The organism is Pedobacter sp. 10L46_2 (genome assembly GCF_056395165.1).
The window spans coordinates 1-8,563 of sequence record NZ_JBFTIZ010000175.1 but is presented as its reverse complement, the minus strand read 5'-3'; the positions used below and the strand labels follow the sequence as shown (position 1 = coordinate 8,563).

The window sequence follows — 8,563 nt, the reverse complement described above, 5'->3', positions numbered from 1 at the left end:
CCTTTGGGTGTTTCAATACGATTATAATAATCGTTTTTTCCTATTGCTTTTTGATTAGCAATCGTATAAACAAGTTGTCCACTCGATGTTTTGGTAATTTGTATACCGGCCTGTGTAGCTATTGTACCGCTAGATGCATCGGTTAAACTAATCTTTTTGCCATTTGCCAAAGTTAAATAAGCCTTATTTCCTCCAGCAGAAATATCCTGAAATAATACTTGTGCAATTTTATTACCATCTGATGTACCATCGTGATAAAAATACAGTACAGTACAGAAAGCTAAAATCAAACAGGCAGCCGCAGCAACTGCTGGCCATAAAAAGCGTCTTCCTGGGCTTTCTGCTTTTCTTTTCTTCTGAATTTCGTGCCACATTTCAGAGCTAAGCGCATCCAGGTCCGTTTCAGAAAACTCGGAATCATCATCCTGGTGAAGTTGGTGCAACCAGTATTTGGCAATCTGCTGTTCTTCAGCCGTTCCATTTCCTGAACTCACTTTATCTAATATGGCTTGTATGTCTTTTTGCATGGTCTTTTATTCCCGGTTTAACCCTTATTAAAGACTAAGACGATTCAAAAGAAGCCATTAGGTACAACGACAAAAAAAAGATTTAAAATAAATCAAAAACCGACAGTTACGAATAAAACTATAATACCAAGTTTAACTTTAAGGTGTTTTAGTGCGCGCTTCATTTGGGTTGAAACGGTATGTTCTGAAAGGCTGAGTTCCGTAGCAATCTCTTTAGTACTTAGAAAGTATTTCTTCTTCAAGGTATAGATCTCACGCATTTTGGGAGGCATCGTTAATATTTCCTTTTCTATTAGCAGTGCAATATCTTTTTCACGGATTAAATAATCTGTGTCCTCATTACTTATCTCAACATAATGTTTTCCGCTATCCACATATTTTCTAATGATACCCTTATGCTTAACCACATCAAAAATTCGATTAAGTACCGATTTATAAAGGTAACCAGACAAGGTTGTGTTTAAAGAGAAATCTTTGCGGCTATTCCACAACCAAGTAAATACATCCTGAACAAGGTCTTTTGCTTCTTCCCTATTCCGTAATTTCTTATAAGCATAGATCAAAAGAAGTTTATCATAACGCAGATAGATCTCCTTAAAAGCAGCATCATCGTCATCTTTTAATAAGAGGACAAGCTCCTGGTCAAAGCATGTGCTGTAATTGATCATAAATCCTTATCCCCTTTTCGAATCCGAGTTCGTTTTAAACTCAATATTAATAAATTAATTTGAAAAGAATTGATAAGCGACGAAAAATCGTGCTTACCAATTCTGTGGACGCTAAGGGGAGCGAAATTTAATTTGGTGTTTCCGCTTTATTCTTGAAGAGAATTATAGTTATAAGGAATATAATTTTGCCATTTCCAAGGGGTATATTTATCGGCAATGGCTATTTCAAGTATATCCTTAAAAATACTTTCTCCATTATCACTATTGCTCATTATAACTATGCCGGTGCCGGTTTCAGGAAAAACAATACAATAATGCTGAAATCCGTCACCGTGGCCTTCCTTAAAGGCACCCCAGCCATAAGGCGATTTAAGTAAACCCCAACCTAGTCCATAACTTAAGGATATCCCGTCGTTAGCACTGGTGTCTTTTTGAGACAATGGCCCAAATTGGGTAACAGACCGCAAACGGAACTGTGGGCGGAACATCTCTTGTTGTGATTGCTTCTTAAGTGCATGGCCTTGCAGTAATGTTTCTACAAATTTAGAATAGTCATCAAGTGTTGTTTCAAGAGTACTTGGAGAACGTGCCTCATTATCTTTGTCTTTCTCATATGCTTTGCCCTCCTGGTTATATCCAAGTGCATAATCGGTTTCAAATCGCGGTAACCAGGTATAAGCAGAGTTCTTCATATTAAAAGGGACAAATATTTTTTCCGTCATAAGTTGCGCTAAAGATTTTTGAGTAATTTTCTCAATTATTGTTTGCAAATAAACCATTCCTTCGCCCGAATAACTATATCTGCTGCCAGGCATAAACGCAACCCGTAACTTTTGGTCGGAATTATCCCATCGCCAATTTGGAAATCCAGTAGTATGATCCAGACACATTCTAGCAGTGATACGCTTATAAAGCGTATCTGTTTTAAGATCGTTATAATTATCCTGCCATTTGGTTTTTTGAGGATATTCGTAGATGGGTTTTGGTAAATAATCCTGTAGTGGCTTGTCCAGATCGATTACTCCTTCTTCTACCAGTTTTAACACCAATACTGTAAATACGGTTTTACTTAAAGATGCACCGTAAATGCTCATAGAAGGGTGTAACTTCACCGCGGCATCATTGCCAATACCAAACCCCTCCTTATAGACTACTTTATTTTTATTGAAAATTGCCAGCTCAAGTCCTTTAACTTTGGCCTTGTCCATTAAGAATAAAATTTTGTTTCGAAGTGAATCAACACTAATCGAGGTTCCATCAATCTTTTTAATCTGCTGAGCCTTTAAAACTGGACTGCTAATAAAAAGCAGAAAGGCTATCATTGCCGGATATGACTTATTCATAAGCTATTATTTATTCAAAAGTATATGTTCTATGCTTCCTTTTGTCTCCTAACAATGACATTTGTTACAAGTTTATTTTTTAATGTTCATGTTCCCCTTCATGCACTGGGTGCAATTCGAATTTTAAATCCAAATCGTTAGCCCCCGCAAACTTTGAGGCAAAATTGATATCATTCCAGTTCGCTGCCGTGATGCTGGCCTTTACTCCCGGATTAAGGTGGCGAAGTACATAACGGAAGGTAAAGCCTGTTTCTGTATGCTCATCAACCGTTAAATATCCCATTACTCCAACATTTATTTTCTTATTCTCCTTATCCCTATCGGCATAAACATAAGTTAAAATGCCATCGGGTGCACCTAATATAAATGCCTGATGGATGTTGTGTTTTTCTAGAAATTCCTGCTGCATTTCACGATTCGCAAAATCAAATGATTTAAGTGTTAGTTTGTAGGTTTTACCTTCTGTAAGATGGAGGTGTGTACCTATAGGAGGCAAGCCTTTACTATCAAAAGTTATAATGGTTGGCTTTGCTTCGGCAATAGGGTTATAATGATAATGATCCCCATGTTCCTCGCGTTCAACTTCAAGAAAAGTAAGTTCTGCTTTGCCAATCTCTTCTTCCGGCACTTCTGGCTTGGGATCCTTCTTACAGGCATTAAATGTGAGTGCGATAAGCGCTACTAAAATTGCTAATGAGTAATTGCGTAATTTGTTCATAATTGTAAATTATTATATGTAATTGATAAGATTTATTCGGTTAAAAGTTATAGGCAAGTCGTATGGTGATATTCCTTCCCATATCATGAGTATAGTATCTGTATCGATTCATATACTCCTTATAAAGGGTGTTAAATAAATTGTCTACACTAAGATTTAAGCCCAGCTCTTGCTCCCCAACCTTAATCGTTGTTCCGCCTGAAAGCTGAAAAAGATGATAAGCTCCTGGGGGAGTGGCATAGTCGCTTTCGGGCTCATAACGGGTTTGCCGACGAACGAAGCTGTGTCCTGCCTGTATCCAGGCACTATTTAAGTTCTTAAATTGAAAATCGAGATGAATATACTGATCTACCCTGTCCGACGGGATGTAAGGCAGATATTTACGATTACCAAGATCTCGCGCCCTGATTAGTGCAGCATTGAATTTATAGGACAGCACCTCAGAAAAGCGATAAGTACCTGAAAGGCTTGTACCAAAAAATGATGCATTGGTTTGTTTATATCTGAATATTGGATAGGTACCACTTACAGTTTGTCTGAAAGTTTTATCAGGTTCAGAATAGATGTAATTATTGATATACTGAGCATAGGCATCAAGGGTAAAATTTAGTTTTTCTCTGTAATATTTTAAAGCGTTTATCCATTTGTACCCCTGCTCTGTTTTAATGTTAGGGTCGCCTATTTCATATAATCCGGCACCATGATGCAGTCCGTTACTAAACAATTCATTGGCAGTAGGTGCTCTCCAGGCTAAACCTAAGTTACTGCCTAGTTGCCAGTAAAGGTTAATTTTCCAAAGTGTCCCAAACGATCCGGTAATATTATGAAACCTGCTCTGCCCACCGTAGTATTGCTCTGTAATCTCTGAACTTTCATCACCATTGTTAGCGTACCTATATCCCGCAGCGTCAAATAGCTTAAAGTCGTATCGTAGTCCACCTTCAAACTCAAAGTTATTTTTTAACCAACGCTGAATCAGAAAAATACCGCCGGTAAAACTATCGTAGTTTGGGATAAATGTATTTGCCAATGTTCCGGGAATGTTATTGTTCACCTGAAAAATCCCATTGAAGCCATATAAGCGTTTTGTTCCGTTCAGGTTTTGCTTTTCAAAAACCATGTCCAACGTATGGGTATTCAAAATCAGATCTGTAATAGGCAATGCTTCCCTATCACCCCTCCTGAAATCATACTCTTTACGCTGATTCTTTTGAAAACCATACGTTATATCTAAAGACTGTCGATCAATAAAGTCATAGTGAGCTTTAGCTTTGAATAAATCATGTACAACTTTTTGGCGTGGAGCAGAAATGTTATACGTAAATCCATAGTTCTCCAGTGGCCTGCCTATTGCTATTCTGGCATCAATATCTTCCCTTGTGCCTACATGCACGCTATATAAAATACCTAACTCAGTACCAAAGCGACTATAATAAACTTCATATAAAGCCTTTCCTGTATGATACCCTGCTGCTGCTGAATAATTTAACTCCTGAACTCCGGTATTACCAAGGTAATACTCGGCTGAGCGTACATTACCCGATTTTTTAAGTGTTCCCTGTAATCGCCAGCCAAAGCCTGGTAATGATTTTAATCCACCATTAAGCATTCCAGATGTGGTACCCAATCTGCCATTTGATGCGCCTATAAGGTTAAGCCCTCCTGATATACCAGCTGAACTGGGTAAAGAAGGAGGTTCTACTATAATTACTCCTCCAATTGCTTCAGCTCCATACCTTACTGACTCTGCTCCTTTTATCACATGAATTCTGCTGGCAAGAAAGGGGTCTATTTCGGGAGCATGTTCCAGGCCCCATTGTTGAGCTTCGAGCCTGATTCCATTATTTAGGATCAGTATTCTGTTGCCGTGCATTCCTTCTATTACAGGCTTGGAAATGGTTGAGCCTGTTTTTAATATACTTACCCCCGGAACCTCTTTAATGGTTTCAGCCAGTCCAGAGCCTTTGGTTTGCTGAAGTTGTTTTTCTGAGAGCGTTACAGAAATACTGGTTCTGCTAATGGGCCTCACCTTATCCACAATACTCACTTCTTTCAGTTTAATCGAATCAATTAGAACTTGAGCTTGTGCATATCCGGAAAGCAAAACGATAAAAGCAGGAATTAAGAGTAATCTTCTCAGCATAAAAAAAAGGTTTTAAAGGACCCTTTCAAAGGGATTTTCAAATTTCTCTCCCTGCCAAAAGCAAATCAGCTCTTTATGGTTCAATAAACACGAGGTTAGTTCATCATTCAATTGGTCTTTATCCATATCTTGTCCAATAAGAACAAGCTCGTTTAAACGATCTCCAAAACCCATATCCCATCTGCTTTCTATGTCTTGCCGGTTTTCCAGGTAATCTGTATAGCCGAGTCTTTCCTGCAAAGGCATACTTGCCCACCAGTTTCCTGCATTTTCGATTTTAAGGGAGCCTCCTGCCTGGGAGAAGTTGAGTGCATAATCTGGCAGAGCCGCAATCCAAAACAGACCTTTGGTTCTTAGAATGTTATTTGGAAAATCTACATTTAGATAGTTCCATAGACGCTGTGGATGAAACGGTCTTGATGAGCGAAACACGGTGCTACTAATACCATATTCTTCTGTTTCAGGCTCATGAATTGTATCTAATTCCTTAATCCAACCCGCGCCTTGCGATGAGGTTTCAAAATCAAACAATCCTGTATTTAGGATTTCTTTAAGATCAATTTTACTATATACACTCTCTATTTGTTTTGCAGAGGGATTAAGTTTTCTGATCACGGCCCTTATCAGCTTCAGATCTTCTTCACTAACCAGATCGGTTTTATTAAGGATAATCACATTTGCAAACTCAATCTGATCGATCAGCAAGTTTACAATAGTTCTGCGGTCTACCTGGTCATCAACCCAGTCTCTATCCAGCAAAAGTTCATCAGTCCCAAAATCCTTTTTAAAATTATAGCAGTCTACCACCGTTACCATTGTATCTAGTCTGCTAAACTTATTGAGGTCTATGCCCAGGTTTTCATCTACATAATTAAAGGTCTGGGCAACCGGAATTGGTTCAGAAATGCCTGTGCTTTCAATAATCAGGTAATCAAAGCGATCCTCTTTAGCCAGTTTTTCAACTTCGGTAATCAGGTCTTCTCTTAACGTGCAGCAGATACATCCATTACTCATTTCCACAAGCCGCTCTTCTGTTCTTGATAGTTTATGTTCGTTCTGAACAGTTCTTGCATCAATGTTGATCTCGCTCATGTCATTCACTATCAGCGCAACTTTTAAATCCTGTTTATTATTAAGGATATGATTTAATAAAGTGGTTTTACCGCTACCAAGAAATCCACTAAGCACGGTTACGGGTAATTTTCTCTGTTCCATAAATGCAATTGTGTTGCAAATATATTTTATTTATTATTACAAATGCAACAAAATTGCGTTTATATTTGTAATCACAATTCAAAACCAGTTGAAACGCGTACAAAAAATATATTTAAACAATATGAAGCACTTTATTAAATCCGAAAAATTAGACCAGTTGGGGATGACCGCCTCCTTAGCCTGTGCAATTCATTGTGCAGTGTTGCCCTTCGTGCTTACTACATTACCATTGTTTGGCCTTAGTTTTTTAGCCCATAGCTGGGTAGAGATGACCATGATAGGCTTATCACTCTTTATTGGCGTGTATTCACTAAGTACCTCCTATCCTAAACATAAAAGACTATTGCCTATTATAATTCTGGTAATGGGTTTTGCAATGATAGCAACAGGGCATTACCTAATAGAAAACATGGAGGCTGTATTAATCCCGACGGGAGGTTTTACCATTGCCTTTGCACATTATATAAACTGGAAATACAGCCGCAGCTGCTCACATAAATAAAATTGCATTTGCTAACTTTACAAACCACAGAAGTGATGAACAGAAAAATAATATTTGGTGCGTTTTTGCTTTTTATAAGCATGATAAATCCAGGTTGCAAACATGATAAAGTAAATGGCAGGCAGCTTTACATGAACTATTTAAAAAGCCACATTAAAAATTAAGATTAAGTATGATTGCATTAAATGCGGTAGCTCATAACTATGAGAATGGCCATAAAATAGGCTTTAAAGACTGGCAGGTAGATGATGGATCTCAATGGTTACTGCTTGGTGCGTCGGGAAGTGGTAAAACTACATTGCTTCATATCTTAACAGGAATTTTAAAGCCCCGGCAAGGTAGTGTTGTTATTAATGGCACTTCTATTTATGATTTGTCTTCAAAACACCTGGATCAGTTTAGGGGCAGAAACATTGGGATCATTTTCCAGCGTCCACACCTTATAAAAAGTCTTACGATAAAGGAAAATCTTGTTATGGCGCAAAGTTTTGCAAATCTTCCAACCAACTTAAATAGGGTACAGGAAGTTTTAGCTTCTTTAGGCATAGCGGATAAAAAGGATGCCTATCCAAGTGAGCTGAGTCAGGGACAGTTGCAGCGTGTGTCTATTGCAAGGGCGGTAATTAACAGACCAACATTACTGATCGCAGATGAACCAACGTCAAGTTTGGATGACAAAAATGCCGTAGCAGTGCTGGAGCTTTTAATAGACCAATCGGGCATTAACCAGGCTACACTTATTGTGGCTACACACGACAAAAGAGTTAAAGACGCGTTTACAAACACCTACGAATTATCATGAGCCCTTTAAAGATAAGCTGGAAAAGCATCTGGTCTAAACCATTATCATCAGTATTGAACATTATCTTGATTGCTTTTGGAACTGGTATATTAACCATACTGCTACTTGCTTCAAAGCAAATTAGTGATAAGCTGGAAAACAACTCTAAGGATATCGACCTGGTAGTAGGCGCCAAAGGGAGCCCCTTGCAGCTTATATTGAGCAGTATTTATTACATCGATTTCCCTACAGGCAATATCCCTCTAAAAGAGGCTCAGGAACTGGCTAGAAGTCCTTTTGTTAAAAAAGCAGTGCCATTAGCCCTTGGAGATAATTATAATGGCGTCCGTATTGTGGGCACCGACAGTAATTTTGTTGGTATTTATAAACTTAAGGTTAAAGAAGGTAAATTCTGGCAAAGCGATTTTGAAACCACTATTGGAAGCTCCATAGCTAAAAATCAAAAGCTTAAAATAGGTGATACTTTTTATGGCGCACATGGTCTTACAGGAAGTACGGATATCCATAAAACCCATGCCTATAAAGTTGCGGGCATTTTAACACCACAAGGAAATGTAACAGACAATCTGATATTAACGAACATTTCGAGCGTCTGGAAGATGCACGATCACGAGGAAAAGGAAGAACATGATCATGATTCAACAA

Annotated in this window: 8 protein-coding genes and 1 pseudogene; 3 read left to right on the top strand and 6 right to left on the bottom strand. The window is 38.3% G+C overall.

Annotation, left to right across the window (positions count from 1 at the left end; all coding sequences use genetic code 11):
* The 6 genes and pseudogenes from AC1DDX_RS17525 to AC1DDX_RS17500 form a co-directional block, all read right to left on the bottom strand.
* A pseudogene (locus tag AC1DDX_RS17525) lies at positions 1 to 527 on the bottom strand (hypothetical protein); the annotation flags it as partial.
* Between the two features lie 92 nt (positions 528 to 619).
* Complete coding sequence (locus tag AC1DDX_RS17520; RefSeq protein WP_172659660.1) at positions 620 to 1,195, bottom strand: RNA polymerase sigma-70 factor; 576 nt, start codon at positions 1,193 to 1,195, stop codon at positions 620 to 622.
* A 146-nt stretch (positions 1,196 to 1,341) separates the two neighbouring features.
* Entirely contained in the window at positions 1,342 to 2,538 is a 1,197-nt protein-coding gene (locus AC1DDX_RS17515) for a serine hydrolase domain-containing protein (RefSeq protein ID WP_288878773.1), read from the bottom strand.
* A gap of 79 nt (positions 2,539 to 2,617) precedes the next feature.
* Complete coding sequence (locus AC1DDX_RS17510; RefSeq protein ID WP_172659658.1) at positions 2,618 to 3,256, bottom strand: hypothetical protein; 639 nt, start codon at positions 3,254 to 3,256, stop codon at positions 2,618 to 2,620.
* Positions 3,257 to 3,296: 40 nt separating this feature from the next.
* The gene (locus AC1DDX_RS17505; RefSeq protein ID WP_337716510.1) at positions 3,297 to 5,399 is read right to left on the bottom strand and encodes a TonB-dependent receptor; all 2,103 of its coding nucleotides are present in this window, start codon (positions 5,397 to 5,399) and stop codon (positions 3,297 to 3,299) included.
* Positions 5,400 to 5,411: 12 nt separating this feature from the next.
* The gene (locus AC1DDX_RS17500) at positions 5,412 to 6,614 is read right to left on the bottom strand and encodes a GTP-binding protein (protein WP_288878771.1); all 1,203 of its coding nucleotides are present in this window, start codon (positions 6,612 to 6,614) and stop codon (positions 5,412 to 5,414) included.
* 121 nt (positions 6,615 to 6,735) lie between these two features.
* Between AC1DDX_RS17500 and AC1DDX_RS17495 the strand changes: the two genes are divergently transcribed.
* From AC1DDX_RS17495 to AC1DDX_RS17485, 3 genes are all read left to right on the top strand, one after another.
* Positions 6,736 to 7,116 carry a MerC domain-containing protein gene (locus tag AC1DDX_RS17495; protein WP_172659655.1) on the top strand — a complete coding sequence of 127 codons (381 nt, stop codon included), beginning with the start codon at positions 6,736 to 6,738 and terminating at the stop codon, positions 7,114 to 7,116.
* 172 nt (positions 7,117 to 7,288) lie between these two features.
* Complete coding sequence (locus tag AC1DDX_RS17490) at positions 7,289 to 7,918, top strand: ABC transporter ATP-binding protein (protein ID WP_288878769.1); 630 nt, start codon at positions 7,289 to 7,291, stop codon at positions 7,916 to 7,918.
* Positions 7,915 to 8,563 (top strand): ABC transporter permease (locus AC1DDX_RS17485; protein WP_477622336.1); only part of this gene is annotated, 649 nt, incomplete at its 3' end. The genes AC1DDX_RS17490 and AC1DDX_RS17485, both read left to right, overlap by 4 nt.